The organism is Pseudomonas shahriarae, from assembly GCF_014268455.2.
GTDB lineage: Bacteria > Pseudomonadota > Gammaproteobacteria > Pseudomonadales > Pseudomonadaceae > Aquipseudomonas > Aquipseudomonas shahriarae.
Window position 1 is genome coordinate 1,388,266 of record NZ_CP077085.1, and the last position, 25,518, is coordinate 1,413,783.

15 protein-coding genes are annotated in these 25,518 nt (G+C 62.1%); 10 read left to right on the plus strand and 5 right to left on the minus strand.

Annotated elements, in window-relative coordinates:
• Positions 1-58: 58 nt before the first annotated feature.
• The 3 genes from HU773_RS06185 to guaA all read left to right on the plus strand — a co-directional run bounded on the left by HU773_RS06185 (position 59) and on the right by guaA (position 3,895).
• On the plus strand, positions 59-607 hold the full coding sequence (locus tag HU773_RS06185; protein ID WP_057437964.1) for a hypothetical protein: 549 nt from the start codon (positions 59-61) through the stop codon (positions 605-607).
• Between the two features lie 159 nt (positions 608-766).
• On the plus strand, positions 767-2,236 hold the full coding sequence (gene guaB, locus HU773_RS06190) for an IMP dehydrogenase (protein WP_003209646.1): 1,470 nt from the start codon (positions 767-769) through the stop codon (positions 2,234-2,236).
• Between the two features lie 81 nt (positions 2,237-2,317).
• Positions 2,318-3,895, plus strand: a complete 1,578-nt coding sequence (guaA, locus tag HU773_RS06195; RefSeq protein WP_017134673.1) for a glutamine-hydrolyzing GMP synthase — start codon at positions 2,318-2,320, stop codon at positions 3,893-3,895.
• 79 nt (positions 3,896-3,974) lie between these two features.
• Here guaA and HU773_RS06200 read toward each other — a convergent pair whose 3' ends face one another.
• The 3 genes from HU773_RS06200 to treR all read right to left on the minus strand — a co-directional run bounded on the left by HU773_RS06200 (position 3,975) and on the right by treR (position 5,872).
• Complete coding sequence (locus HU773_RS06200; RefSeq protein ID WP_057960560.1) at positions 3,975-4,286, minus strand: hypothetical protein; 312 nt, start codon at positions 4,284-4,286, stop codon at positions 3,975-3,977.
• An 88-nt stretch (positions 4,287-4,374) separates the two neighbouring features.
• The gene (locus tag HU773_RS06205; RefSeq protein ID WP_169990401.1) at positions 4,375-5,145 is read right to left on the minus strand and encodes an APH(3')-II family aminoglycoside O-phosphotransferase; all 771 of its coding nucleotides are present in this window, start codon (positions 5,143-5,145) and stop codon (positions 4,375-4,377) included.
• 22 nt (positions 5,146-5,167) lie between these two features.
• Entirely contained in the window at positions 5,168-5,872 is a 705-nt protein-coding gene (gene treR / locus HU773_RS06210; RefSeq protein WP_186626240.1) for a trehalose operon repressor, read from the minus strand.
• 200 nt (positions 5,873-6,072) lie between these two features.
• On the opposite strand from treR, the gene treP reads away from it, so the two are divergent.
• The 5 genes from treP to HU773_RS06235 all read left to right on the plus strand — a co-directional run bounded on the left by treP (position 6,073) and on the right by HU773_RS06235 (position 13,565).
• Positions 6,073-7,515: a PTS system trehalose-specific EIIBC component gene (treP, locus tag HU773_RS06215; RefSeq protein WP_057437971.1), complete on the plus strand. Its 1,443-nt coding sequence runs from the start codon at positions 6,073-6,075 to the stop codon at positions 7,513-7,515.
• A 119-nt stretch (positions 7,516-7,634) separates the two neighbouring features.
• Positions 7,635-9,284: an alpha,alpha-phosphotrehalase gene (gene treC, locus HU773_RS06220; RefSeq protein WP_186626239.1), complete on the plus strand. Its 1,650-nt coding sequence runs from the start codon at positions 7,635-7,637 to the stop codon at positions 9,282-9,284.
• A 72-nt stretch (positions 9,285-9,356) separates the two neighbouring features.
• Positions 9,357-10,577 carry a maltoporin gene (locus tag HU773_RS06225; protein ID WP_128593881.1) on the plus strand — a complete coding sequence of 407 codons (1,221 nt, stop codon included), beginning with the start codon at positions 9,357-9,359 and terminating at the stop codon, positions 10,575-10,577.
• Positions 10,578-10,746: 169 nt separating this feature from the next.
• The gene (gene ptsP, locus HU773_RS06230) at positions 10,747-13,278 is read left to right on the plus strand and encodes a phosphoenolpyruvate--protein phosphotransferase (RefSeq protein WP_186626238.1); all 2,532 of its coding nucleotides are present in this window, start codon (positions 10,747-10,749) and stop codon (positions 13,276-13,278) included.
• Positions 13,279-13,280: 2 nt separating this feature from the next.
• A complete protein-coding gene (locus HU773_RS06235) occupies positions 13,281-13,565 on the plus strand; it encodes a PTS sugar transporter subunit IIB (protein WP_128593878.1) in 285 nt (94 codons plus the stop codon).
• Between the two features lie 138 nt (positions 13,566-13,703).
• Here HU773_RS06235 and mltF read toward each other — a convergent pair whose 3' ends face one another.
• Complete coding sequence (gene mltF, locus HU773_RS06240; protein ID WP_128593877.1) at positions 13,704-15,164, minus strand: membrane-bound lytic murein transglycosylase MltF; 1,461 nt, start codon at positions 15,162-15,164, stop codon at positions 13,704-13,706.
• A 287-nt stretch (positions 15,165-15,451) separates the two neighbouring features.
• Here mltF and purL point away from each other — a divergent pair, with 287 nt between their 5' ends.
• Together purL and HU773_RS06250 are read left to right on the plus strand one after the other, a co-directional pair.
• Complete coding sequence (gene purL, locus HU773_RS06245; RefSeq protein ID WP_115127489.1) at positions 15,452-19,348, plus strand: phosphoribosylformylglycinamidine synthase; 3,897 nt, start codon at positions 15,452-15,454, stop codon at positions 19,346-19,348.
• 4 nt (positions 19,349-19,352) lie between these two features.
• The gene (locus HU773_RS06250; protein ID WP_057437975.1) at positions 19,353-19,664 is read left to right on the plus strand and encodes a YqfO family protein; all 312 of its coding nucleotides are present in this window, start codon (positions 19,353-19,355) and stop codon (positions 19,662-19,664) included.
• Positions 19,665-19,756: 92 nt separating this feature from the next.
• Here HU773_RS06250 and HU773_RS06255 read toward each other — a convergent pair whose 3' ends face one another.
• Complete coding sequence (locus HU773_RS06255) at positions 19,757-25,468, minus strand: membrane-targeted effector domain-containing toxin (protein WP_186626237.1); 5,712 nt, start codon at positions 25,466-25,468, stop codon at positions 19,757-19,759.
• Between the last annotated feature and the right edge of the window lie 50 nt (positions 25,469-25,518).

A 25,518-nucleotide genomic window follows, 5' to 3' on the forward strand; every position in this document is an offset into this window, starting at 1 on the left:
ATCGAGTGTGGGAGCGGCTTGCCCGCGATGGCGTCAGACGCCACACCGCAGGACTCCCATGAATTCCCAAAGCATCCTTGTCCCGAAAATCTCCACCTTGCCCGTCCACGAACCCCGCGCCCGGGCCATCGTGCGCTGGCTGGTGCGCAAGAACATCATCAAGGAAGAACTGACCACCTGCGGGCGCACCGGCAACCGCATGGGCTACGCCCTGGCCGACGGTGCCCGCGCCGTGGTGCTGCACCCCGAGGCGCTGCCGTTCAACGAGCCGGTCAATGGCCTGGAAATCATCTACAAACGCTGCATCTACACCCCGGCCAAGGGCTTTCTCGAAGAAGCCGGCTGCCCGGAATGCCTTAAAGAAGTCGGCGAGGCGCTGTTCGACAGCCTGGAAGACTGGATGCCCGGCCACACCGACAACTTCACCTGCCCGTTGTGTGGGCATGAAGATGACATCAACGGGTTTCTGTTCCTGCAGGAATGCGGTTTCTCCAACCTGGGCTTCATCTTCAACAACTGGGCGGAAGCGGGCTTCAAGCAGAGCTTTATCGACGAGTTTGCCGACTGGCTCGATCAGAAAATCAGCTGGGTCAAAGTCGAACTCTAGGAGCGCCCCGATCATTCCCACGCTCCGCCTGGGAACGATCAGGGCCTGGAAATTCCCCATCTATCAGTATTACCAAGTTTGTCAGAGTTTTACGTTGAGGCCCGAGAGGTGTCTGAGTATAATGACGCGCTTCCATTTTCCCGCTCGGGAGCCCCCGCGATGCTGCGTATCAGCCAAGAAGCTCTGACATTCGACGACATTCTCTTAGTGCCCGGTTATTCCGAGGTGCTTCCTAACGAAGTCAGTCTCAAGACCCGCCTAACCCGTGGCATCGAGCTGAATATTCCCCTGGTTTCCGCTGCCATGGACACCGTCACTGAAGCCCGTTTGGCAATCGCCATGGCTCAGGAAGGCGGCATCGGCATCATCCACAAGAACATGACCATCGAGCAGCAAGCTGCCGAAGTGCGCAAGGTCAAGCGTTACGAAGCCGGTGTGGTGAAAGATCCAATCACCATCGAAGCCGACGCCACCGTACGCGACCTGTTCGACCTGACCCGCCTGCACAACATCTCCGGTGTTCCCGTGCTGCATGATGGCGACCTGGTCGGCATCGTCACTTCCCGTGACGTGCGCTTCGAAAATCGTCTTGAAGTCACCGTCCGTGAAGTGATGACGCCTAAAGAGCGCCTCGTCACGGTCAAGGAAGGCGCCGACAAGAACGATGTGCGTGAACTGCTGCACAAGCACCGCATCGAGCGCGTGCTGATCGTCGACGACAAATTCGCCCTCAAAGGCATGATGACCGTCAACGACATCGAAAAAGCCAAGGCTTACCCGCTGGCCAGCAAGGATGACCAAGGTCGTCTGCGCGTTGGCGCCGCCGTTGGTACTGGTAAAGACACCGGCGACCGCGTTGCGGCCCTGGTCGCTGCCGGGGTTGACGTGGTGGTGGTCGACACCGCCCACGGTCACTCCAAAGGCGTGATCGACCGCGTGCGCTGGGTCAAGCAGAACTTCCCTGACGTACAGGTGATCGGCGGCAACATCGCCACCGGCGCAGCGGCCAAGGCCCTGGCCGAAGCGGGCGCTGACGCGGTCAAGGTCGGTATCGGCCCTGGCTCGATCTGCACCACGCGGATCGTCGCCGGTGTGGGCGTGCCGCAAATCAGCGCCATCGCCAATGTTGCCGCTGCCCTTGAAGGCACTGGCGTACCGTTGATCGCCGACGGCGGCATCCGTTTCTCCGGTGACCTGTCCAAGGCCATCGTAGCCGGTGCCTCCTGCGTGATGATGGGCTCGATGTTCGCCGGTACCGAAGAAGCACCAGGCGAGATCGAACTGTTCCAGGGCCGTTCCTACAAGGCTTACCGTGGCATGGGTTCGCTGGGCGCCATGTCCCAGGCGCAAGGTTCCTCCGATCGTTACTTCCAGGACTCCTCGGCAGGCGCCGAGAAGCTCGTACCGGAAGGCATCGAAGGCCGTGTGCCGTACAAGGGCACCCTGAGCGCCATCATCCATCAGCTGATGGGCGGCCTGCGTTCCTCGATGGGCTACACCGGCAGCGCCGACATCGAAGAAATGCGCACCAAGCCAGAGTTCGTACGGATCACCGGCGCCGGCATGGCTGAATCCCATGTCCACGACGTGCAGATCACCAAGGAAGCGCCAAACTACCGCGTAGGTTGAGGCTTCCAGCAAAACGTTAAGTAACCGGGGCTGTTCTTTCAGCCCCGAGTTGTTTCTGATTCATTAGACGAGACTGACTTCATGGCCCTCGACATTCACGCCCACCGCATCCTGATCCTCGACTTCGGTTCCCAGTACACCCAACTGATCGCCCGCCGCGTGCGTGAAATCGGTGTGTACTGCGAACTGCACCCGTTCGACATGGATGACGAAGCGATCCGCGAATTCGCCCCTAAAGGTGTCATCCTGGCCGGTGGCCCCGAGTCCGTGCACGAAGCCAACAGCCCGCGTTGCCCGCAAGCGGTGTTTGACCTGGGCGTGCCGGTCTTCGGTATCTGCTACGGCATGCAGACCATGGCCGAGCAACTGGGCGGCAAGGTTGAAGGTTCCGAACTGCGTGAATTCGGTTACGCCCGTGTCGACGTGGTCGGCAAGAGCCGCCTGCTGGACGGCATCGAAGACCACATCGACGCCGACGGCCTGTTCGGCCTCGACGTCTGGATGAGCCACGGTGACAAGGTCACCAAGATGCCGGAAGACTTCCACATCCTGGCCAGCACGCCGAGCTGCCCGATTGCCGGCATGTTCAACGACGAGCGCGGCTACTACGGCGTGCAGTTCCACCCGGAAGTGACCCACACCAAGCAGGGCGGCCGCATCCTGTCGCGCTTCATCCTCGACATCTGCCAGTGCGAAGCCCTGTGGACCCCGTCGAAGATCGCTGAAGACGCCATCGCCAACGTGCGTGCCCAGGTCGGTACTGATAACGTCCTGCTCGGCCTGTCCGGCGGCGTTGACTCCTCCGTGGTTGCTGCGCTGCTGCACAAGGCCATCGGCGACCAACTGACTTGCGTATTCGTCGACAACGGCCTGCTGCGCCTGCACGAAGGCGAGCAAGTGATGGCCATGTTCGCCGAGAACATGGGCGTCAAGGTGATCCGTGCCAACGCCGAAGATCAGTTCCTCAACAACCTGGCCGGCGAGTCCGACCCAGAGAAGAAGCGCAAGATCATCGGCCGCACTTTCATCGACGTCTTCGATGCCCAGTCCAACAAACTGGACAACATCAAGTACCTCGCCCAGGGCACCATCTACCCCGACGTGATCGAGTCGGCCGGCGCCAAGAGCGGCAAGGCCCACGTGATCAAGTCCCACCACAACGTGGGTGGCCTGCCTGAGGAAATGAACCTCAAGCTGGTAGAACCGCTGCGCGAACTGTTCAAGGACGAAGTCCGCCGTCTGGGCCTGGAACTGGGCCTGCCGTACGACATGGTCTACCGCCACCCATTCCCAGGCCCGGGCCTGGGCGTGCGCATCCTCGGTGAAGTGAAAAAGGAATACGCCGACCTGCTGCGTCGTGCCGACCACATCTTCATCGAAGAACTGCGCAAGGCCGACTGGTACCACAAAGTCAGCCAGGCCTTCGTCGTGTTCCAGCCGGTGAAATCGGTTGGGGTGGTCGGCGATGGCCGTCGCTACGCCTGGGTCGTGGCCCTGCGTGCCGTAGAAACCATCGACTTCATGACCGCCCGCTGGGCACACCTGCCGTACGAACTGCTGGAGACTGTCAGCGGCCGTATCATCAATGAAATCGAAGGTATCTCGCGCGTGACGTATGACGTGTCGAGCAAGCCGCCGGCGACGATTGAGTGGGAATGATCAGGCGTCCGGCACTGACCGGCACCCTCTAGCAAAAAGTACCCTGAAGCCCGCTTAATTGCGGGCTTTTGGTAATGGGTTACCGGCGGCCTTCGCACACCGGTGATTCGCCGATGCGGCCTTCCTTGCACAGGTCGATGTTATCTGTGCGCTTGAAGCCGGCGTCTTTCATGCAATAAAACTGCGTGAGCACCTGGTCAATCGGCGTCCTGTCCCCTGTCCCTGTCAGGTTGGTATAGCCGCAGGCGGTCATAGCACTCTTGACGCCTTCTTCAGACACTCCGTTCTTCTTCCAATTGGTAAATTCCGGCGGCGGAGGTTGAAAGCCCCTGCCTGTGCAGCCAATCAATAACACAGCGCAAAAACTCAGCAACAGGCTCTTCGTGAGCATGGCGTTCTTCCTCATGGTTTGGCTCGGATATCGTATGCGTCGTATCAGCGAGCTTGTCGAGGTAGTGTCGAGGGCTGCTCAGGAGTAACTAGAAAAACTCATCCAACAGGCAGTAAAAAGCCATTCGCTGCTCATCAGGTTCCACACCATACCTCTCAAAGAACGGCCTGACCCATTCCTGCCCCAAGTTGCGCTCGACACTGCGGGCCGCCAGGGCCAGATCTTGATAACGGTCACTGACCCCCAGGCGGCCGCAGTCGATAAAACCACTGAAGTGACCGTCCGCTGCCATGAAGTTCGGCAGGCAGGCGTCGCCGTGGGTTACCACCAAGTCATGGGTGGTGGGCCGTGTCGACAGGAGTTCGGCGAACACATCGGTGGCGCTACGTCCCAATCGCTCATCGTCGAAGTCCGTTACATCAATCAGCCCGGCGTTGATATGTGCCTGGGCGACGGTGATGCGCAGTTCCAGGGTGTGATCGAAGGGGCATTGCGCCACGGGGATCTGGTGCAATGTACGCAGGGCGTTGGCCAGGATGTCGATGATCTGCGCGGCAGAAAGGTCACTGCTACTGGCCAGGTCCTGTCCCGGGATGGCGCTCATCAGCAGCCAGTGGTGAAGGTTTTCCTGCACCTCATCCAGCACCACCGGCGCCGGCAGGCCCTGCTGTTGCAGCCAGTGAAGGCGCTCGATTTCATCGGCAAGCTCGGCGTGTTCTACGAGGGGCTCGGCCTTCAGGAACAGGTCCGTGCCGTTGTCCCTGCGTAGCCGGAAGACGTCAGCCCGCGACTCGCCGATGGCCTGCTGCTCGATCAGCGCATGGGGGAACTGTTCACGCCATTTGTTTGGAATATTCACAGGGCTTTTCCTTTTTCCTGCTTTAGCGCCGTGCAATATCCGAGAAGTAAAACTTATCCAGCGTATGCCGCGACTCGGTGTATTCGAACTGCCGCCCGTCCTGCAAAAATGTCTGGTTGCTCACCACAATCACATGGCTCTGGCCGTCGAGGTCCAGGTGCGCCTGGTCGTCCTTGCTGCGGGGCAGGGCTTCGATGGTGCGCTGGGCGTAGCTGATCTGCAGATGCAGGGTCTGTTCGATGAAGGCGTAGATCGACTGCTCGGCAATCGCCTGGTCCAATCCGGGGATCAACTCGGCGACGAAGTGGTTGATGTCGAGGATCACCCGTTTGCCGCCGATGCGCCGCACCCGTTTGATGCGGGTAATCAGGGTGCCGGCCTCGGCCTCGATATGTTGCAGCAGCGAGCCTTCCAGCGGGAGTTGGGTGAACTCGACCACTTCGGTGCGTACATCATCGCCCAGGTCGGCGTGGGTTTCGTGGAAGCTGACGATGCCGCCCAGTTGAAACTCAATCGGGTTGGGCGACAGCACGAAGGTGCCCTTGCCATGGATTTTTTGCGCGAACCCACGCTCCTGCAATTGCTCGATGGCCCGGCGCACGGTGCCACGGCTGGCCTGGTAGGTGTCCATCAATTCGGTTTCGGAGGGCAGGCGCGTGCCGCGTTGCAGGCGTTCGGTGGTGATGCTGGCAAGCAGATCGGTGTAGATCTGGTTGTATTTACTCATGGAGAGGGCTCTGTGCCGCGTTTGCTTTCAAGGCAGGAACCTTAGTGGCAGAGGCGGGCTTTGTCCATTGGCCCCTTGGAAAGCGGTGGGCGACTATTTTTGTAACTCGTACAGACGAGTTGTTGCTTTAACTCGTCTGTACGAGTACTTTTGCCCTCGGCATGCTGCCAATAACAAGAATCTAAAGTGGAAGAACAAGCATGAGCCACGACTATTCCAACATCGCCCGCGAGATTCTCCAGAACCTCGGGGGCAGCGATAACCTTGAGCAGGCGGCCCACTGCGTGACGCGCCTGCGCCTGGCCCTCAAGGACCCGAGCCTGGTCAACGGCAGTGCGTTGAACCAGGTCGACCTGGTCAAGGGCTCGTTCTTCACCGGCGGTCTGTTCCAGATCGTCATCGGCCCCGGCGAAGTCGAAAAGGTCTACGCCGCCTTGCGCGAGCAGACTGGCCTGGCCGCCGCCACCATTGCCGATGTGAAGAAGAAGGGCGCCGACAAGACCAACGCCATGCAGCGCCTGGTGCGGGTGTTCTCCGATGTGTTCATGCCGATCCTGCCGGCGCTGATCATTGCCGGCCTGCTGATGGGCATCAACAACCTGATGGGCGCCAAGGGCATGTTCATTGAGGGCCAGACCTTGCTCGAGGCTTATCCGAACCTGGATGGCCTGTGGAGCCTGATCAACCTGATGGCCAACACCTCGTTTGTGTTCCTCCCGGCGCTGGTGGGCTGGTCGGCGGCCAAGCGCTTTGGCGGCAGTGAAATCCTCGGCATCGTGCTCGGCCTGATGCTGGTCCACCCGGACTTGCTCAACGCCTGGAACTACGGCAAGGCGGTGGCCGGGCTCGACGGCCAGAGCTTGCCGTACTTCGATATTCTGGGCTGGTTCCAGATCGAGAAGGTCGGCTATCAAGGCCAGATCCTGCCGATCCTGATGGCCGCCTACGTCATGAGCGTGATTGAAAAATGGCTGCGGGCGCGGGTGCCGAATGCCATCCAATTGCTCGTCGTGCCGATCACCACCATCGTCGTCACCGGCGTGCTGGCCCTGGCAATCATCGGCCCGGTGACCCGGCACCTCGGCATCCTGATCACCGAAGGCGTGGTCACTCTGTTTGACCTGGCGCCAATGGTGGGCGGGGCGATTTTCGGCCTGCTGTATGCGCCGCTGGTGATTACCGGCATGCACCACATGTTCCTTGCCGTGGACCTGCAGCTGATCTCGACCCAGGGCGGCACGTTTATCTGGCCGATGATTGTCATGTCCAACCTGGCCCAGGGCAGCGCGGCCCTCGGGGTGTTCTACATGAGCCGCAATGCGCGGGATAAAAGCATGGCCTCGACCTCGGCGATTTCCGCTTACTTCGGCATCACTGAGCCGGCGATGTTTGGGGTGAACCTGCGCTTCAAGTTCCCGTTCTATGCCGCCCTGCTGGGCTCGGCCCTGGGCAGCATTTTCCTCTCGCTGAACAAGGTGCAGGCCTCGGCCATCGGCGTGGGCGGCCTGCCCGGATTTATTTCGATCGTGCCGCAATCCATCGCGATGTTTGTGATCGGCATGGTCATCGCGATTGTCGTGCCGTTTGTTCTGACCTGTGGGTTGAGCATGAAAATTGTTCGGCCGGGTTATCGCGTCGCCTGATAGATCGCCATCGCAGGCAAGCCAGCTCCCACATCTGGAATGCGTTCCCCTGTGGGAGCCGGGCTTGCCCGCGATGAGGCCCGCAAGACCAGCACACCACTCTACTGAAGGAGCCCACCATGCAAGACTGGCAACACTCGGTGATCTACCAGATCTACCCCAAAAGCTTCCACAGCCATGCGGGTAACGCCACCGGTGACCTGCTGGGCATCGTGGACAAACTCGACTACCTCCAGTGGCTGGGCGTCGATTGCCTGTGGATCACCCCGTTCCTGCGCTCGCCCCAGCGCGACAATGGCTATGACATCAGCGACTACTACGCCATCGACCCCAGCTACGGGACCATGGCCGACTGCGACCTGCTGATCAGCGAAGCGGCCAAGCGCGGCATCAAGCTGATGCTCGATATCGTGGTCAACCACACCTCCATCGAGCACGAGTGGTTCCAGCAGGCGCGCAGCAGCCTCGACAACCCGTACCGCGACTTCTACATCTGGCGCGACCAGCCCAATAACTGGGAATCCAAGTTCGGCGGCTCGGCCTGGGAATACGAGGCGCAGACCGGCCAGTACTTCCTGCACCTGTTCGACCACACCCAGGCCGACCTCAATTGGGACAACCCCAAGGTGCGCGCCGAAGTCTACAAGCTCATGCGCTTCTGGCGTGACAAGGGCGTGGGCGGCTTCCGTCTGGACGTGATCAACCTGATCTCCAAGCCGGCGGATTTCCCCGAAGACAACAGCGACGGCCGGCGCTTCTACACCGATGGGCCGAACGTGCATGCCTACCTGCAGGAAATGCACCGCGAAGTGTTCGAGGGCCACGCGCTGATCAACGTTGGCGAGATGTCCTCCACCAGCCTCGAACACTGCATTCGCTACTCGCGACCAGAGTCGAAAGAGCTGTCGATGACCTTCAACTTTCATCACCTGAAAGTCGATTACCCCAACCTGCAAAAGTGGGTGCGCGCCGACTTCGACTTCCAGCAACTCAAACGGATTTTCTCCGACTGGCAACTGGGCATGCAGGCCGGGGGCGGCTGGAACGCGTTGTTCTGGTGCAACCATGATCAGCCGCGGGTGGTCTCGCGCTTTGGCGATGACGGCGAGCACCGCGTGGTCTCAGCCAAGATGCTCGCCACGGCCCTGCACTTCCTCCAGGGCACGCCGTTTGTGTACCAGGGCGAAGAGCTGGGCATGACCAATCCGGGCTTCGACAGCATCGAGCAGTACCGTGATGTCGAGACCCTCAACATCTACCGCCTCAAGCGCGATGCCGGTGAGTCCGAGGCCTCGAGCATGGCCGCGATCATGCAGAAATCCCGCGATAACGGCCGCACGCCGATGCAGTGGGATAGCAGCCAGGCCAATGCCGGCTTCAGCCGCGCTGAACCGTGGATCGGCATCCCGGCCAATGCGGCGCAGATCAATGTCCAGAGCCAGCTGGATGACCCGGATTCGGTGCTGCATCACTACCGCGCGCTGATCGCCTTGCGGCGCCTTGAGCCGCTGATTCAAGAAGGCGTCTACCGCCAACTGCTGCAAGACCACGACAAGGTCTGGGCGTACCTGCGTGAAGGCCATGGCGAGCGCCTGTTGGTGCTGAACAACTTCTATGGCCAGCCCTGCGAAATCCAGTTGCCCAACAACCTGATCAGCGCGGCGAGTGAGCAACGCCTGCTGATCAGCAACTACCCCGACTGCCCGGTGCCCACGGACACGGTCATCTTGCGTCCTTACGAGTCTTTTGTGCTGCACCTGACCGACTGAAACATCCCCTTTTCAGGCGCCGGCTTGCCGGCTCCGACAGGGAAAAAATAAGAAAAAATAATGGAGCGCTTCATGAAAACAACAATAAAGCTGGGCCTCGTTGCATCCTGTCTGACCCTGCCCCTGGCGGCGCATGCCCTGGAATTTGCCGGCTACCTGCGCAGCGGCGCCGGCACCTCGACCGGCAGCGGCCCGCAGCAATGTTTCCAACTGCCGGGCGCCCAATCCAAATACCGCCTGGGCAACGAATGCGAACAATATGCCGAGCTGGAGTTGCGCCAGGACCTGTTCACCCTGGGTGACGGCTCGGTGCTGAGCGTGGATGCCATGGCCTCGCTGTACAACAAGTACGACCGCGAGCTGAAGTTCCAGGGCGAAAACAACGGCTCGGCGCGCATGCCGCAGATGTATGCGCAGTGGTCGAATATGCCCAGCCTCAATGGCGGCTCATTGTGGGCCGGCCGGCGCTACTACAAACGTAATGACATCCATATTTCCGACTTCTACTACTGGAACCAGAGCGCCACCGGCGGCGGCATCGAGGACGTGCTGATCGGCGATCTGAAATACAGCTACGCCCTGTCGCGCAAGGACAACCTGTACCAGAAGGAATACGCCACCCGTCACGACTTCAACGTCGCAGGCTTCAAGACCAACCCCGGCGGCGAGCTGGAGCTGGGCCTGAGCTATATCGAACAGGCGGGCGGGCGCGACACCCACAGCGGCTGGGCCCTCACTGCGCAGCATGTGCAGGCCGCGTTCCTCGGAGGCAAGAACAAGTTCGCCCTGCAGTACGGCGAAGGGCCGGGCACTGGCCTTGGCTACACCGGCAACACGGCACTGGAGCGCAGCAGCAAAAGCTACCGCGCGGTGGAGTTTTTCGACTGGCAAGTGACCCCGCGTTTTGGCGGCCAGGTCGAGGCGGTGTACCAGAAAGACGTGCGCCCCGGCAGCCAGGACCAGACCTGGATGTCCATCGGTGTGCGCCCGGCGTATGCCATCAGCGAGCAGTTCAAGCTGGTCACCGAACTGGGACATGATCAGGTCGACGCCAGCGGCGGCACGCGCAAACTCAGCAAATTCACCTTCGCCCCGACCTGGTCGCCCAAAGGCCCGGATTTCTGGGCGCGGCCGGAGGTGCGTTTGTACTACACCTATGCCACCTGGAACGAAGCGGCCAAGCGTGCGGCCAACGAACTGGCGGCGGGTTCGGCGTTGTCCGACACCGGCTCCTATGGCACCGCGCGGCATGGCTCCAACTTCGGTGTGCAGGTCGAATACTGGTGGAAATAAACACCGGCTTTATGTGGGAGCCGGGCTTGCCCGCGATACCGGCGGCTCGGTGTTCCAGTGCAACCGTATTGATGCAATCGCAGGCAAGCCAGCTCCCACTGGGGCCCATTTCACCCCGGGATTTGTACTCGGCCGATGATTTTTACAGAACCAAACAGCAGGTGATGTCATGACCACAACTCAACCCCTGGAACTGCTGGCGCCCCTGGCGGGTGTGCTGTTGCCCCTGGACCAGGTGCCGGATCCGGTGTTCTCCAGTCGCCTGATCGGCGATGGCGTGTGTATCGACCCCACCTCGCAGACCCTCTGCGCGCCGCTGGCCGGGGTGATCAGCAATGTCCAGGACAGTGGGCATGCGGTCAGCGTCACCGACGACTACGGCGTGCAGGTGCTGATGCATATCGGCCTGGATACCGTGAACCTGGCGGGCAAGGGCTTCACCCGGCTGGTCGAGGAAGGCCAGCGGGTCGAGGCGGGTCAGCCGTTGATCGAGTTTGATGCCGACTTTATCGCGCTCAATGCTCGCAGCCTGCTGACCCTGATGCTGGTGGTCAGCGGCGAGCCATTTGTGCTGCTGGCGACGGACACCGGACTCGTCGCCGCCGGGCAACCGTTGCTGCGGGTGACCCCGGTAATCCGTGCGGCCAACGACGAGGAAGAGGAGGGCGACGCACTGTTTTCCAAACCCCTCACGTTGCCCAATGCCAACGGCCTGCATGCCCGCCCGGCGGCGGTGCTGGCCCAGGCGGCCAAGGGCTTCAATGCGAGCATCTGCCTGCACAAGCAAACCCAGAGCGCCAACGCCAAGTCCCTGGTGGCGATCATGGCGTTGCAGACGGTGCAGGGCGATACCTTGCAAGTCAGCGCCGCGGGGCAGGACGCCGAGGCGGCGATCCAGGCGCTGGTCGCGCTGTTGCTGGAGGGCTGTGGCGAAACCGTAGCGGTGCTGGCCGAGGAGGTTAAACCGGTCGCGCCGCTGTCGTCGGCGAGCGTGTTGCGCGGCGTCTGTGCGTCGCCCGGTTCGGCGTTTGGCCAAGTAGTGCAGGTGGCCGAGCCGCAGCTGAATGTGCCTGAAGAGGGGGCTGGCGAGGCGCTGGAACGGGCCGCCCTGGAACGTGGCTTGTGCGCTGCAACCCAGGCGCTGCAGGCGTTGCAGGACAAGCCCGGCGGCAGTGCCCAGGTAGAGATTTTCCGTGCCCATCAGGAATTGCTCGAAGACCCGACCCTGCTTGAACAAGCCCACGCCCTGCTCGCCGAAGGCAAGAGCGCCGCGTTTGCCTGGAACAGCGCCACACTCGCTACCGCCGGGCTGTTCGAGCAATCAGGCAGCCCCCTGCTGGCCGAACGCGCCGCCGACATGGCGGATGTTGGCCAGCGCGTGCTCAAGCTGATCCTCGGGGTTCAAGACGGCGCCTGGGAGTTGCCGGAGCAGGCCATCCTGATTGCCGAGCAATTGACCCCCTCGCAAACCGCCAGCCTCGATCCGGGCAAGGTGCTGGGGTTTATCACCGTGGCCGGAGGGGCCACCAGCCACGTCGCCATTCTTGCTCGCGCCCTGGGCTTGCCGGCGATGTGCGGTGTGTCGGCCCAGGTCCTGGCGTTGCCCGATGGCAAGCCCGTGTTGCTGGACGCCGACAAAGGCGAACTGCACCTCGACCCGGACCTGGCGGTGATCGAGACGCTGCGGGCTGCGCGCGAGCAGCAGGTTGTGCGCCACCAGCGCGATCTGCAGCAGGCCGCCTTGGCCGCCATCACTCGCGATGGTCATCATATTGAGGTGACCGCCAACGTCGCTTCGCTGCAGGAGGTGCAGCAAGCCCTGGTCCTGGGGGCCGAGGGGGTCGGGCTGTTGCGCTCGGAGTTTCTCTACCTGGACCGCAACCGCGCGCCGAGCCCGCAGGAACAGGCCCAGACCTACAGCGCCATTGCCGGTGTCTTGGGCACCGAGCGCAATCTGGTGGTACGCACGCTGGATGTGGGCGGTGACAAACCCTTGGCCTATGTGCCGATGGACAGCGAGACCAACCCCTTTCTTGGCCTGCGCGGCATTCGCCTGTGCCTGGAGCGCCCGCAACTGCTGCGCGAGCAGTTCCGCGCAATCCTTGCCAGCGCGGGCCTGGCGCGGCTGCATATCATGTTGCCGATGGTCAGCCTGTTGTCGGAGCTGCATCAGGCCCGGCAGATCCTCGAAGAGGAAGCGCTGGCCCTGGGGCTTGCCGAGCTGCCGAAGCTGGGGATCATGATTGAGGTGCCGTCGGCGGCATTGATGGCGGATGTGTTTGCGCCCCATGTGGACTTTTTCTCGATCGGCACCAATGACCTGACCCAATACACCCTGGCCATGGACCGCGACCACCCGCGCCTGGCCAGCCAGGCCGACAGCTTTCACCCGGCGGTGCTGCGCCTGATCGCCACCACGGTCAAGGCCGCCCATGCCCATGGCAAGTGGGTGGGTGTGTGTGGCGCGCTGGCGTCCGAAACACTGGCGGTGCCGATGTTGATCGGGCTGGGGGTGGACGAGTTGTCTGTCAGCGTACCGTTGATCCCGAGTATCAAGGCCACCGTGCGTGACCTGGACCTGGCGGACTGCCAACTGATCGCCCACCAGGTGTTGAACCTGGAAGAGGCCGCCCAGGTGCGCGAGGCTCTGAGCCTGTACCACGCAGCGACCGTCGAAACCTCATTGGTTGTGGAGAACTGAATATGTTCGAGAAATTGCAGCAGGCGTTCTGGAAAGCCCTGACCCCGGACCTGGTGGCGGAAACGGCGGTTGCCGAGCCGAAGGCTGACGGCATGTTGGCGCCGGCGGTGCTGAGTGCATTGGGCGGGGCGGCGAATCTCAAGACGCAGCAGCGGGTGGCGTTGACGCGGACCCGCGTGCAGCTACAGGACCCGGCGCTAGTGGACGAGGCGGCGCTGAAGGCGGCGGGTATCACGGCGGTGATGGTGCTGGCGGGCGGGGTGGTGCATCTGATCACTGGCCTGTAGAACACCACAAAATAAATGTGGGAGCGGGCTTGCTCGCGATAGCGGTGGGTCAGTCAAATACTCATCAACTGACCCACCGCTATCGCGGGCAAGCCCGCTCCCACATTGGGTTTTGTGCTGTCTGATCGTTCCCAGGGGTCAGAGTTGGGGGGTATCTTGCGGCGGCTTGGTCTTGTCCACGCCCGGCACATGCAGGTTGCCTTCCACCATCTGGTTGCCCTCCAGCTGCGGCTGGGTCACCCAGGTCAGGATGTCGTAATAACGGCGGATGTTGGCCACGAAGTGCACCGGCTCGCCGCCCCGGGCGTAGCCGTAGCGGGTCTTGCTGTACCACTGCTTCTGCGACAGGCGCGGCAGCATTTTCTTCACGTCCAGCCACTTGTTCGGATTCAGGCCTTCCTTTTGCGCCAGCTTGCGCGCGTCATCCAGGTGACCGCCGCCGACGTTATAGGCCGCCAGGGCAAACCAGGTGCGGTCAGGTTCGAGAATCTTGTCGTCCAGTTCGCTCTTGATCATCGCCAGGTACTTGGCGCCACCCTTGATGCTCTGCCGCGCATCCAGGCGGTTGGACACGCCCATGGCCTGGGCGGTGTTCTGGGTCAGCATCATCAGGCCGCGCACGCCGGTCTTGGAAGTGACGGTCGGTTGCCACAGCGATTCCTGGTAACCAATGGCTGCCAGTAGCCGCCAATCGACCTTTTCTTCCTTGGCCGAGGTCTTGAAGAACTTCTCGTACTTGGGCAGGCGCTGCTGCAAGTGCTGGGCAAAGGTGTAGGCACCGACGTACCCCAGTACATCCACATGCCCGTAATAACGATCCTTGAGGCGCTGCAGGGTGCCGTTCTTCTCGACCTTGTCGAGGTAGCTGTTGACCTCGTTGAGCAGGCTGTTGTCTTCACCGGCAGCCACGGCCCAGCTCTGGTTGCTGGCGTTGCCCAGATCGAAGGCCACCCGCACGTTGGGGAAGTACACCTGGTTCATCGCCACTTCATTGGAGTCGACCAGGGTCAGGTCGATCTGCCCTTCATCGACCATGCGCAGCAGGTCGACCACTTCAACGGCATCGGACTCTTCGTATTCAATCGCAGGATTCTGCTTTTTCAGCTCGGCCAGTTGCTCGGCATGGGTGCTGCCCTTGAGCACCATGATCTTTTTGCCCACCAGGTCGGCCGCATTGGTGGGGCGGGATTGGCCGTTGCGATAGATGATCTGCGGGGTGACTTCCAGGTACGCATGGGAAAAGCGCACCTGTTGTTTACGCTGCTCGCTGCTGACCAGGCCAGCGGCGGCCAATACCGGACCGTCGGGTTTGCCCAACTGGTCGAACAGGTCATCGAGGTTGTCGGCGGTCTCGATTTCAAGCTTGACCCCCAGGTCGTCGGCAAAGCGCTTGACCAGTTCGTATTCGAAACCGGTTTCGCCGTTGCGGTCCTGGAAATAGGTGGCCGGGCTGTTTCGGGTGACCACCCGCAATACGCCATCCTCCTTGATTCGCTCGAGCGTGCTGGGCTTATCAACACAGGCGCTGAGCATCAGGAAGAGTCCGGTGGCGAGGAGCCATTTGGCACATCGCGGGCGCAAAGCAGTTGGGGAGAACATCTGGGCAGTATACGCAAACGGCCCACGGCGCCATATCTCGACAGCATGGGAGTTGTCTGCTAGCGCCTGGGAAACTGTGCTGCAGCCCGCAGAAACGTGGCCTGGGGCGCAATGGTGAGGGTGAAAATAACTGCGTCGGCCACCCTGGAAAACGCCCCGATACCGTGCAATCTGTGCCAACTGACGTTCGGCAGCGGCCAGCGGCACCGTTTCGGGTGCCGTTGGCGCAGGTTTACGCTAGAATGCACGGCCTCAAAGCACACCCCCTTCCCGAGGCTGTCCCGAAGATGTTGATCCTGCGCGGCGCTCCTGCCCTTTCTGCCTTTCGCCACAGCAAACTCCTTGAGCAACTGAGCCAGAAGGTTCCAGCTGTCACTGGCTTGTATGCTGAATTTGCTCACTTCGCCGACGTTAACGGCGTTTTGACCGCCGACGAACAGCAAGTGCTGGCACGCCTTCTGAAGTACGGCCCCAGCGTTCCCGTTCAAGAGCCGACTGGCCGCTTGTTCCTGGTTCTGCCACGGTTCGGCACCATCTCGCCCTGGTCGAGCAAGGCCAGCGATATCGCCCGCAACTGTGGCCTGGAAAAAATCCAGCGCCTGGAACGCGGGATCGCCTTCTACGTGGCTGGCCAGTTCAGCGATGCCGAAGCCGAGCTGATTGCCAGCAGCCTGCACGACCGCATGACCCAGATCATCGTCAGCCAACTGGAACAGGCTGCCGGCCTGTTCAGCCATGCCGAGCCCAAGCCGCTGACCGCGATTGACGTGCTCGGCGGTGGCCGCGCCGCCCTCGAGAAGGCCAACACCGAGCTGGGCCTGGCCCTGGCCGAAGACGAGATCGACTACCTGGTCAACGCCTTCAACGGTTTGCAGCGCAACCCCCACGACATCGAACTGATGATGTTCGCCCAGGCCAACTCCGAGCACTGCCGCCACAAGATTTTCAACGCCAGTTGGGATATCGACGGCCAGAGCCAGGAAAAAAGCCTGTTCGGCATGATCAAGAACACCTACGTGATGCACAGCGAAGGCGTTCTGTCGGCTTATAAAGACAACGCCTCGGTGATCGTCGGCTCTGTCGCCGGCCGTTTCTTCCCGGACCCGGAAACCCGCCAGTACGGCGCGGTGCAGGAGCCGGTGCACATCCTGATGAAGGTTGAAACCCACAACCACCCGACCGCGATTGCCCCGTTCCCGGGCGCAGCCACCGGCTCGGGCGGCGAGATCCGCGACGAGGGCGCCACCGGCCGTGGCGCCAAGCCCAAGGCGGGCCTGACCGGTTTCACCGTGTCCAACCTGCAGATCCCAGGCTTCGAACAGCCGTGGGAAGTGCCATACGGCAAGCCTGAGCGCATCGTTACCGCACTCGACATCATGATCGAAGGCCCGCTGGGCGGCGCCGCGTTCAACAACGAATTCGGGCGTCCGGCCCTGACCGGTTATTTCCGTACCTTCGAGCAGTCCATCACCACCCCCCGTGGCGATGAAGTGCGCGGTTACCACAAGCCGATCATGTTGGCCGGCGGTATGGGCAACATCCGTGAAGACCACGTGCAGAAGGGCGAGATCCTCGTCGGCTCGAAGCTGATCGTGCTCGGCGGCCCGGCCATGTTGATCGGCCTTGGCGGCGGCGCGGCTTCCTCCATGGCCACCGGCACCAGCTCGGCGGACCTGGACTTTGCTTCTGTTCAGCGCGAAAACCCTGAGATGGAACGCCGTTGCCAGGAAGTCATCGACCGTTGCTGGCAGTTGGGTGACAAGAACCCCATCAGCTTTATCCACGACGTCGGCGCCGGCGGTTTGTCCAACGCCTTCCCGGAACTGGTCAATGACGGCGACCGTGGCGGCCGTTTCGAACTGCGCAATATTCCAAACGACGAGCCGGGCATGGCCCCGCACGAAATCTGGAGCAACGAATCCCAGGAACGTTACGTACTGGCGGTCGGCCCTGAAGACTTCGCGCGCTTCCAGGCCATCTGCGAACGGGAGCGTTGCCCGTTTGCCGTGGTCGGCGAAGCGACTGCCGAGCCGCAATTGACCGTGACCGACAGCCACTTCGGCAACAGCCCGGTGGACATGCCCCTCGAAGTGCTGCTGGGCAAGGCCCCGCGCATGCACCGTTCGGCGGTACGTGAAGCCGAGCTGGGCGATGATTTCGACCCAAGCAGCCTGGACCTGACCGACAGCATCGAGCGCGTGCTGCACCACCCGGCCGTGGCGAGCAAAAGCTTCCTGATCACCATCGGCGACCGCACCATCACCGGTCTGGTTGCCCGTGACCAGATGGTCGGCCCATGGCAGGTACCGGTGGCTGACGTTGCCGTGACCGCCACCAGCTTTGATGTGTACACCGGTGAAGCCATGGCCATGGGCGAGCGTACCCCGCTGGCCCTGCTGGACGCCCCGGCGTCGGGCCGCATGGCCATTGGTGAAACCATCACCAACATCGCCGCATCGCGTATTGGCAAGCTGTCCGATATCAAGCTGTCGGCCAACTGGATGTCCGCTGCCGGCCACCCCGGTGAAGATGCGCGCCTGTACGACACCGTCAAGGCAGTCGGCATGGAGCTGTGCCCGGAACTGGGGATCACCATTCCGGTGGGCAAGGACTCCATGTCCATGGCCACCCGTTGGAACGATGAAGGCACCGACAAGAGCGTTACCTCGCCGCTGTCGCTGATCGTCACCGGCTTTGCGCCAGTCACCGATGTCCGCCAGACCCTGACCCCGCAACTGCGCATGGACAAGGGCACCACCGACCTGATCCTGATCGACCTCGGTCGTGGCCAGAACCGCATGGGCGCCTCGATCCTTGCCCAGACCCACGGCAAGCTCGGCAAGCAGGCGCCGGACGTCGATGACGCCGAAGACCTCAAAGCCTTCTTCGCCGTGATCCAGGGCCTGAATGCCGATGGCCACCTGCTGGCTTACCACGACCGTTCCGACGGTGGTTTGCTGACCAGCGTCGTGGAAATGGCTTTCGCCGGTCACTGCGGCCTGAGCCTGAACCTCGACGGCCTGGCGGAAACTTCCGCTGACATCGCTGCCATCCTGTTCAACGAAGAATTGGGCGCGGTCATCCAGGTGCGCCAGGACGCCACCCCGGACGTGCTTGCACAGTTCAGCGCCGCTGGCCTGGGCGACTGCGTGGCCGTGGTCGGCCAGCCGATCAACAACGGTGTGATCAACATCGTGTTCAACGGCGACACCGTGTTTGAAGGCCAGCGCCGCCTGCTGCAACGCCAGTGGGCCGAGACCAGCTACCAGATCCAGCGCCTGCGCGATAACGTCGCCTGTGCCGAGCAGGAATTCGACGTGATCCTGGAAGAAGACAACCCGGGCCTGAGCACCAAGCTCAGCTTCGACGTCAACCAGGACATCGCCGCGCCGTACATCAAGAAAGGCATCCGCCCACAGGTTGCCGTGCTGCGTGAGCAGGGCGTCAACGGCCAGGTGGAAATGGCGGCCGCGTTCGACCGTGCCGGCTTCAATGCGATTGACGTGCACATGAGCGATATCCTCGCCGGTCGTGTTGACCTCAATGAGTTCAAGGGCCTGGTGGCCTGCGGCGGTTTCTCCTATGGCGACGTGCTGGGTGCCGGTGAAGGCTGGGCCAAGTCGGCCCTGTTCAACAGCCGTGCCCGCGATGCGTTCCAGGGGTTCTTCGAGCGTAACGACAGCTTCACCCTGGGTGTGTGCAACGGTTGCCAGATGATGTCCAACCTCCACGAACTGATCCCGGGCAGCGAGTTCTGGCCGCACTTTGTGCGTAACCGTTCCGAGCAGTTCGAGGCCCGTGTGGCCATGGTGCAGGTGCAGGAATCGAACTCGATCTTCCTGCAAGGCATGGCCGGTTCGCGCATGCCAATCGCCATTGCCCACGGTGAAGGCCATGCCGAGTTCGCCAGCGAAGAAGCGCTGCTCGAAGCCGACCTGTCCGGCACCGTGGCCCTGCGCTTTGTCGACAACCACGGCAAGGTCACCGAAAACTACCCGGCCAACCCGAACGGCTCGCCGCGCGGGATCACCGGGCTGACCAGCCGCGACGGTCGTGTGACCATCATGATGCCGCACCCGGAGCGTGTGTTCCGCGCGGTGCAGAACTCGTGGCGCCCGGAAGAGTGGAACGAAGACGGTGCGTGGATGCGCATGTTCCGTAACGCTCGTGTGTGGGTGAACTAAGGCCGTGTACAAGCTCAGCTTCTTTGTGCCCGACAGCCATGTGGAGGCGGTGAAAAGCGCCGTCTTCGCGGCCGGTGGCGGGCGCATCGGCGACTACGACAGCTGTGCCTGGCAAGTGCTGGGCCAGGGCCAATTCCGCCCGATGGACGGCAGCCAGCCGTTTATCGGGCAGGTGGGCCAGGTCGAAGTGGTTGAAGAATGGAAGGTCGAGCTGGTGGTGGCTGATGAGTTGATCAAGGCAGTTGTCGCTGCGTTGAAGCTCAGCCACCCCTATGAAACACCGGCTTATGAGGTGTGGCAGCTGGCGGATTTCTGATCGGCCGGCTGTAGACAGAAAACCCGCTGGGCCGACTTGGCCAGCGGGTTTTTTTGTGGGCGATCATGCCGCCATGGGCAAGCCTCAATCACTCACGGTGCGGGCACCAGCCCCACTTCAGCCTTCAAGGCGCTGATCAACAGGTTTTCGTAGCCGAACCGCTTGCCCTGCATCGGCTCCCAGCGCTCGACATAAAACAGGCCGTTGTGGTCGACCTTGATCGGTGTCGAGACGATTTCCCCGCTGCGGGAACGATGCAGCAGGTTGCTCTGCGCCGGCGACGGGCGTTCGATCAGGAACAGGCCGGGACGGTTCAGGCGTGTCCTGTCCGCGGGGACGAAGGGGGAGGGGGCCTTGATGCCTTCTACGCCGGCGTCCAGGATGAAATCGCTGCGCAGGGCTCGGGTGTAAGGCGTCAGGCCTTCGGCAAACGTCTCCCAAGTACCGGGGCGAATGTTCTGCGCCAGTGCCGGGGCCGTGTCCCGGATTTGCAGGCTGACGGCGCCTTGCAGCTCCGCCAGGCCGGGCACCCCCAGGTTGATGTTGGTGTGGGCGCTGCCGATGAAGGCCAGCCATTTATGCGGCCCGTGGGCCGCCTGGTCGGCCTTGATCACCTGCGATGCGAAGTAGCTGAACATCTGGTTGCGCGACTGCACCGTGTCCCGCAGCCCCTTGACGTGGTAACTGGCCGTGCAGTCCAGGGCCCGGATGCGCAGGCCATGCCTGGCCGCCACCTGGATGACTTCGGTGTAGGTATCGTCGCCGTTGTAGCCTGGCATATGGCCGCGATCCAGCCGTGTGAGGTAGCGCTTGAGTGTGTCCGGCAGCCGCTGCGTGCTGAGGAACATGTCCAGGTCCGCCTGATGCATATCGGTCAGCAGGTGTTCGACGTACAGCGTCTTGAACTCCAGTTCCTTGAGTTTTTTCATGTGGTCGCGCAGCCAGCGCTTGCTGGATTGCTCCTGGTGCCCTTCACCAAGGATCAGCCCCGGGAACTCGCTTTGACGCAGTTTTTCCAGAAATGCCTCTGGGGTCGTGTGGGCGGCCAGTTCGGCCGGGTCTGGTCTTGCCGGCGGTACCTGGCTGGCCAGGTAGGCCTGGGCATCGCTACTCAGGCGATCCCTGGCGCTCTGGAAGGCCTGGAATGCTTCGCGCTCGTGCGGATTCAGCGCAAAGTAGCGGCTGTCCAACCCGCGGTGGGCGACGATCTGTTGCGCAAGGTTGTCCCTGAGCGGTAGGGGAATGTCGTAGTCGCTGTAATGCGCCACGACCGCGGCAGTCGCCGCACTGGACGACGCTGCGGGTTCGGGTGCCTTGTACGCGGTCTGCAGGGCCAGGCGGTAATCGCCCTTGGCCAAGGGATCGCCCGCAATGGCACCGGCGGTGTCGAGCCAGATCCCCACGGGTTGGCCCGGGGCCACGTCGTCCACCCGCAGGGCAACGGCACCTTGCAAGTCGGCCAGGCCGGGGGTGTCATCGAAAGTGCGCAGGCGCGATGAATCCACCAGGGCCACCCAGCGCTCACCGGGTGTGTCGATGGCGTCGGTCTCGAGGGCTTTGTGGGAGTAGAAGTTCCTGATCCCGTTGTCCCGGGGCGTGGTGGTCGGGGTGTCGGCCATTTGCAGGACGTCATCCAGTAGATAGGAGGTGGATGCGTCCAGGGCCCTGATCTTCATGCCCTTTTCCTGGGCCTTGCGCACCAGGGCCACGTAGGAGTATTCGGCATTCTCGGCAAAACCCAAGGCGGTATCGATGGTTTTCAGGTGCCGTTGGATATGTTGCCAGGATTTCCCGCTGTTCAGCTTCTCCAGTTTCGCCCGGAATATATCGGCTGGCAGGTGCTCGATGTACAGGTGTTTGAAGCCTTGGTTGAGCAAGCTGTCCATCTGCGTGATCAGCAGTTGTTTAGCGGCAATGGAGCCGGGTATCGCGCCGATGACCAGGGGCTTGTTCCCGGCAAAGGCATTGCTGGCGATCCATTGCGAGAAGGACGTGTCGGCGCCGATGGCCGGCACATCGGTGCGGGCTGGTAGTGGGGCGAGATGTTTGAAAAAGTGGCGGGCGTCGGCTGTCAGTTGCTCGGCCTGTTGCAAGTAGGCGGCGCGCACCGCTTTCAAGTCTCGGGCAGCATTCTCCAGTGCGACGTCCCGGGAGCCGAACTCCCATTCGGTTCGCTGCACTATCCCGGCCCGTACATCCGGGTTCAGGGCCAGCTCCAGTTTGCCCGCGTACTTCGCCGGGATTTCATAGTTCTTCAATGGCTCGGGTGGCTCGGGCAGCTTTTCATATTTCGGCGCGCCGCCAGTCACCCCGGTACGCCGCCAGACGCCTTGCGCATCGGGGGCGGCGAGGCGGGTAGTGGAAACCAGTCTGCCGGTCGCCGGGTCCAGGCGGTACAGCAAATAACGGCCGATCGGGTCGGGGGTCTTTTTTGCCCACAGGCCTTCGCCACCGAACAGCACGGCTTGCATGTCCTCAAGCGCCAGCGGCTTGGGCTCTAGTGGCTGGATCAGCTTCAAGACCTCGTTCAGCGCCGCCGCAGCCTCGGTGGCCGGGCGCACGGCCGGTTTTACCAGTTGTTTGAGCGACACCAGGGCCGGGCGCAGATCGGTAAAAGCCGCCCCGGCGCTGTTGAGCACGTAACCGATCAAGTGTTCCACGGCCGCCCCCGTATCGCCCTGCTGATAGGCGTGCAGCGCCAGCATGCCGTCCTTGAATGCCAACAGCATGCCCAGGCTCAGGCTGAGGGTGGGGAACGGCGCGGTAGCGATACCGCTGACCCACTCCACGCAGGTCCACAGAATACTGCTGATCATCTGGCTGCGATTCGCCGTGGTGCCTTCAACGTCGTCAATCTTGCGCTGCTGCTTCATGTCGTACAGCGCCTGGCGCAGATCCAGTAATGGGGTTTGCCCGTGGGTCGAGTCGTAGCGCGGCGGACTCACGGAGGTTTTGTTCAAGTCCTCGGGTAATTGCGCCTTGGCCTCTTCCAGGAAGTTGCGTACGCGCGCCTGGGATTGAGCACCGACCCGCAGGGTGAAATAGCCGACCATGCCGGGAGTCTTTTTCAGCAGATAGTTGAACTGTCGCGCCTCACGAAAGCTGATGCCATCGGGGGCGTTTGGGGTGTAAAGCAACGTCGGGAAACCGGCGTGGCTGAAGAGGAAGTTATCGATCACCCATTCGCCGTCTACCAGCAAGCGGTGGAGGGCGTAGGTGCCACGGACCTCGGTGCGGGTATCGCCCATGCTGGCAATGCTGCGTTCCAGCCAGTCGCCATCGACCCCGGCGATATGCCCTTGCAGGCGGCATTCCAGGGCGGCGTTCTGCATCTGCCGTTGTGTAATGCTCAGGGTGGCATTGCGCCGCAAGGCATAGTCGGCACTGCCGGCGTTGAGCAGCCGGCGTTTGACTTCGTTGATGTAGTGTTGGCCAACCCAGGTGCCGGTGATCGAGCGGGCGACCTTTTCAGCGGTCAGCGGGCTCAGGTCAACACCGGGCGGGCCTTTGAAGCGAGCGGCGCGCGAAAATTTCTCGTCAAGAAAGCCTACGCCGTCGGCGTAGCCATCGCGGTACAGCTGGGTGTAGGTCAGGGGGGTGGGGGTCCATGAGGCGAGCAGCGCCGGGGGCGAGAAGGCCCAGACCGTATCGGGGTCGATGTCGTTCTGACGGCGTCCGAGCAGTTCGTTCAGGCGTTTTCTGGCCCGTTCGTGCACGTAGGTGGAGAAGCTGGGAACCTGTGCATCGGACAGCGGGAAGTCGTTGTAGGCCTGCAGTGCGCCTTCGCTGTCTTGCGCCAGTTTCAGCAGTTTCTGGCGGTTGTCGACGCTGGTGGAGCGATACCAGTTCGGGGTGCCGAATTCATAGTCATCGACCCGGGTTGCCAGGACATGGGCCGACATGGCCTGGAGGCAGTCGGCATGCTTGCCGATATTGCCAAAGCGGATCTGTGTGTATTCCCGGGCGTGAAACTTGAAGCTCAGGCCCGTCAATACCTGTTTCATTGCATCGCGAAAACGCAGGGCAACCCGCTTGATCAGGTAGTCGGTGAGGCCGCCGCTGTCCTGGCTCCAGCCGAGGATATGGTTCTGGCACGCGATCTCACTGTCGAATGCCTGAAACTGCTGCTCGCGCGGTGCCTCGGGGGTGCATAACAGCACACGGATCACGCTGCCGTTGGCATCGGTCTGGCACAGCACCCACATATCCTGCAACTGGGCTTCGTGCAGCGACAGGGTGGCGGCGCTCAGGCGCGGGTCGGTGTCTTGGCGCAGGCTCTGCACCAACTGGAAGTCCTCTTCAGTGAGGTGCCCCTGAAGCAAGGCCGTGTAGGCCAGCGCGTTGATCCGCTGGTCGAGCATCTGTTCGATTGCCCGGCTGACGGCGGGTTTGCCGTGCATCTGCTGCTGGGCGTCGGCAAAGTCGATACGTGGCTGCAGGGTGCTCAGCGTCTGCGCCAGCCAGGCGGGTGTCAGGTCCCGATAGGCCTTGGGCAACACGGCATCCCGGTAGGTGAGTGTGGTTTTGTTGAGAAAGTCCGAGCCCGCCAGTGCATCGCCGGTTTGCAGGCCGCGCAGGGCCAGGTCGATCAGGTTGCGGTCATGTTCGTACTCGCCGATGGGGTCCACGTAGCGCCGGGTGTTGATCACCAGGTGCTCGGGCATCAGGTCTTGGATGTCCAGCTCATCGCTCAGGCGTTCGAGCAGTTGGTAGCGGGCCAGTGCCTCGGGGCTGGTGACCGGACTCAGCAGGTCGAGCAGATGCTGGCGTGCCTCGTTGTAGCTCGCCAAGTGGGTGGCGAGTGTGGCCCGACGGTCTGCACTGGCGCTGCGGTACCAGTCCGGTGCGCTCTGGCGCAGGTAGCGCTCCAGCAAGCGGCGGGCGCGCCATGCCAGGCGTGGGCTGATGTCCGGCACAGAGGCGCTGATGGCGCGATCCAGGTCACTGATCAGTTGAGCGGCTGACGGCTGCGGATTGTCGACCAGGCTCAGCGCCCGCTCGATGTCCTGGGTGCGCTTGGCGATCAGGGCGGCGTCGGTGTGTTCAAACAGCGGGGTCTTGTCGATCGGCGTCAATTCCAGCGGCCAGATCGCGGCCGGTGTTATATCGCGATAACGCACGGGCAGCAGTTGCATGAAGTCGCGCCGTTGCTCGGCATCGTCCATGCCTTGGCGCAAGTGCGTATTCAATTGCGCCAGGGAGCCCAGGCACTCGATCCCGCGGGTGGGGGTAAACAGCATTACCTCACCCAGGGGCAGTGCAGAACTCAGATCGCTGGGCACCGGGCTGGACTTCTCGGTCACCACGAAGGCCCCCGCCAGCTCGACGCTCTGTTCCTGATAACGCAAGGTCAGCGCATACAGCCCCGGGCGCAGGGTTATGCCCTGCGCTATACGCCCAAGCAAGGCCTGCTGTTGCGGGTGCAACAGGCGGTCCTCGGCACTGAGGGTTGTTGCATGGGCCAGGGCGACGTACCCGGCTTCAAAGGTCATAAAGGATTTGCGTGGCTTGCCATCTATCTGCTCATAGCGGTCGAGGTGCTGCAGATGGGCGTTGAGCGTGGTCTTGAGCGTTGCCACGCGGCTGGCCAGGTTGCTCTGGGTAAGCCCTCGGTAGAGCGGCCGGCTCTTGTTCAGATACAGCTGCCGATAGGACATCAGCATGCCGTTGAGTTTTTCCAGATAGGCCAGTGCAGCAGAGGGTTTGTGTTCGGGCACTAGCGGCGCATCGACTTGAAGCAGGTGATGACCGATCTGATTGAGGTTGCCTTTGATGCCTTCAAAGGTTGGGGATGTGGTGCTCACAGGCACGCTCTCCATGCTGAGGATAAGAACCCTCAGCATGGGCAGCCGTG

Coding starts and splice junctions, on each gene's coding strand:
- HU773_RS06185 (WP_057437964.1), top strand. CDS start 59: ATGAATTCCCAAAGCATCCTTGTCCCGAAAATCTCCACCTTGCCCGTC.
- guaB (WP_003209646.1), top strand. CDS start 767: ATGCTGCGTATCAGCCAAGAAGCTCTGACATTCGACGACATTCTCTTA.
- mltF (WP_128593877.1), bottom strand. CDS start 15,164: ATGTTCTCCCCAACTGCTTTGCGCCCGCGATGTGCCAAATGGCTCCTC.
- guaA (WP_017134673.1), top strand. CDS start 2,318: ATGGCCCTCGACATTCACGCCCACCGCATCCTGATCCTCGACTTCGGT.
- HU773_RS06225 (WP_128593881.1), top strand. CDS start 9,357: ATGAAAACAACAATAAAGCTGGGCCTCGTTGCATCCTGTCTGACCCTG.
- treP (WP_057437971.1), top strand. CDS start 6,073: ATGAGCCACGACTATTCCAACATCGCCCGCGAGATTCTCCAGAACCTC.
- treR (WP_186626240.1), bottom strand. CDS start 5,872: ATGAGTAAATACAACCAGATCTACACCGATCTGCTTGCCAGCATCACC.
- treC (WP_186626239.1), top strand. CDS start 7,635: ATGCAAGACTGGCAACACTCGGTGATCTACCAGATCTACCCCAAAAGC.
- HU773_RS06235 (WP_128593878.1), top strand. CDS start 13,281: ATGTTCGAGAAATTGCAGCAGGCGTTCTGGAAAGCCCTGACCCCGGAC.
- HU773_RS06200 (WP_057960560.1), bottom strand. CDS start 4,286: ATGCTCACGAAGAGCCTGTTGCTGAGTTTTTGCGCTGTGTTATTGATT.
- ptsP (WP_186626238.1), top strand. CDS start 10,747: ATGACCACAACTCAACCCCTGGAACTGCTGGCGCCCCTGGCGGGTGTG.
- purL (WP_115127489.1), top strand. CDS start 15,452: ATGTTGATCCTGCGCGGCGCTCCTGCCCTTTCTGCCTTTCGCCACAGC.